The sequence below is a fragment of the Pradoshia sp. genome (genome assembly GCF_051873915.1).
Lineage (GTDB): Bacteria > Bacillota > Bacilli > Bacillales > Pradoshiaceae > Pradoshia.
Genome location: NZ_JBJEFJ010000140.1, coordinates 1 through 1620 on the forward strand (window position 1 = coordinate 1; position 1620 = coordinate 1620).

Annotated in this window: 2 protein-coding genes; one reads left to right on the forward strand and one right to left on the reverse strand. The window is 37.5% G+C overall.

What is annotated here, in order from left to right:
- On the reverse strand, window positions 1–360 hold a 360-nt coding region (locus ACI35L_RS12915), incomplete at its 3' end, for a YgzB family protein (protein WP_049672061.1).
- Between the two features lie 149 nt (window positions 361–509).
- On the opposite strand from ACI35L_RS12915, the gene ACI35L_RS12920 reads away from it, so the two are divergent.
- Window positions 510–1391 carry a nucleotidyltransferase-like protein gene (locus tag ACI35L_RS12920; protein ID WP_049672060.1) on the forward strand — a complete coding sequence of 294 codons (882 nt, stop codon included), beginning with the start codon at window positions 510–512 and terminating at the stop codon, window positions 1389–1391.
- Window positions 1392–1620 lie beyond the last annotated feature (229 nt).

Below are 1620 nucleotides of genomic sequence, written 5' to 3' on the forward strand. Positions count from 1 at the left end.
TGCATGATGGTTCTCTTGGTTTTTTCTATTATAGGTTTCATCAAATTCCTTGCCCTCTAACTTCTTATCTAAGGTTAATGGCTCGCGGCAATGCATGCACATATCAACCCGGCCGAGGATCTTTGTTGGTTTTCCGCAATTTGGACAGACAACCTGTACGGCTTTGGTTGAAAGCATGCCGATCCAGAAGTATACGACCATGCTTGCCATCATGGCGAGAAGGCCTAAAACCATAAAGATTGTCATCAGTAAAGGTGAGGTGCGGAAGAAAATGCCGATATACATAATGATGAACCCGATAAAAATCAAACTAAGAGCGAATGTTCTTATTTTATTGATTTTGCTACTATACTTAGCCACAGCTGATCCCCCTTTTGTCTACTATAATATACCATATTATCCAGCGTCATCTATATAATCGTGAATCTAAAACAAAATAGTGGCAGGAGTCTGTCGAATATTGTTGAATTAGTTTATATACCCAAAAACCCTTCTAAAGGAGTAGAACAATGGAAGATATCCTAAGGCCTGTATACCAAGAGAGAGCAAGCAACCCAGAAACGCAAGGTGTGTTATTAATCGAAAAGAATTCACCTGAGAGTCCTAGCACGGATACATTTGATTGCATTTTACTCGTTATCATTAATAGTCAGGATAAACCACCTGTATTCATTAAGCACTATGCGTATGAACATAAAAAGGCAGCTCTTCATGTTGTGACGGAGGATAAATTGAATGAATGGAGACTGCTCGGTACAAACAGGAAAATTATCGACTGGATCTACAATGGAAAAATCGTATTTGACCGTAATGACTATTTAGCATCCTTGAAAAGGGAAATGGATGAATTCCCGTTCTATGGACGAAAAATCAAGAAAGGGATAGAATTCGCTAAATTAATCAGGCGATATATGGATGGGAAAGAACTATTCGATCAAGGAAATATTCTTGATGCCTATAATCATATTGTCCATGCGCTCCATCATTTGGCGAGACTTGAAGTGATTGAGAAGGGGTATCATCCGGAAGTGACGGTCTGGAACCAAGTGAAGCAGATTGGACCGGACATTTATAAATTGTATGAGGAACTTGTTTATAGTGATGAGAGTGTAGAACAGCGTTTGGAACTGCTGTTTCTAGTCAGTGATTTTTTAATCCATACAAGAACAGAATCTGGTTCTGGGCATATCATGGAGATTATCGGGGAGCGGGGCAGCGATTATTGGTCCTATGATGAGCTATATTCGCATAAAGAGTTAGTCTATTATGGAGAAGACCTCCGCATCTTAATTGAATATTTAATAGACCGGGGATACATTGAGGTTGTCTTGCAGGAGACGAAGGGTATGAAGCTGTATCATCGCTATTATAAAATTCATGAAGAAATTTAAAAAATTATATTGACCAAACGTTTTTGAGATGATATATTAATAAACGTCGCTGATGACCTTGATGAAAACGAGGTAAACGACAAAAAAACTTTTTCAAAAAAGTTATTGACAAGAAATCAAAAACTTGTTAAGATATAAAAGTCGCTGAAAACGACAACGAATTGAAAAAGAAATAGATTGTTCTTTGAAAACTAAACAAAACGAAACGCTAAGCAAGTCTTAAAAAAGA

Coding starts and splice junctions, on each gene's coding strand:
- ACI35L_RS12920 (WP_049672060.1), top strand. CDS start 510: ATGGAAGATATCCTAAGGCCTGTATACCAAGAGAGAGCAAGCAACCCA.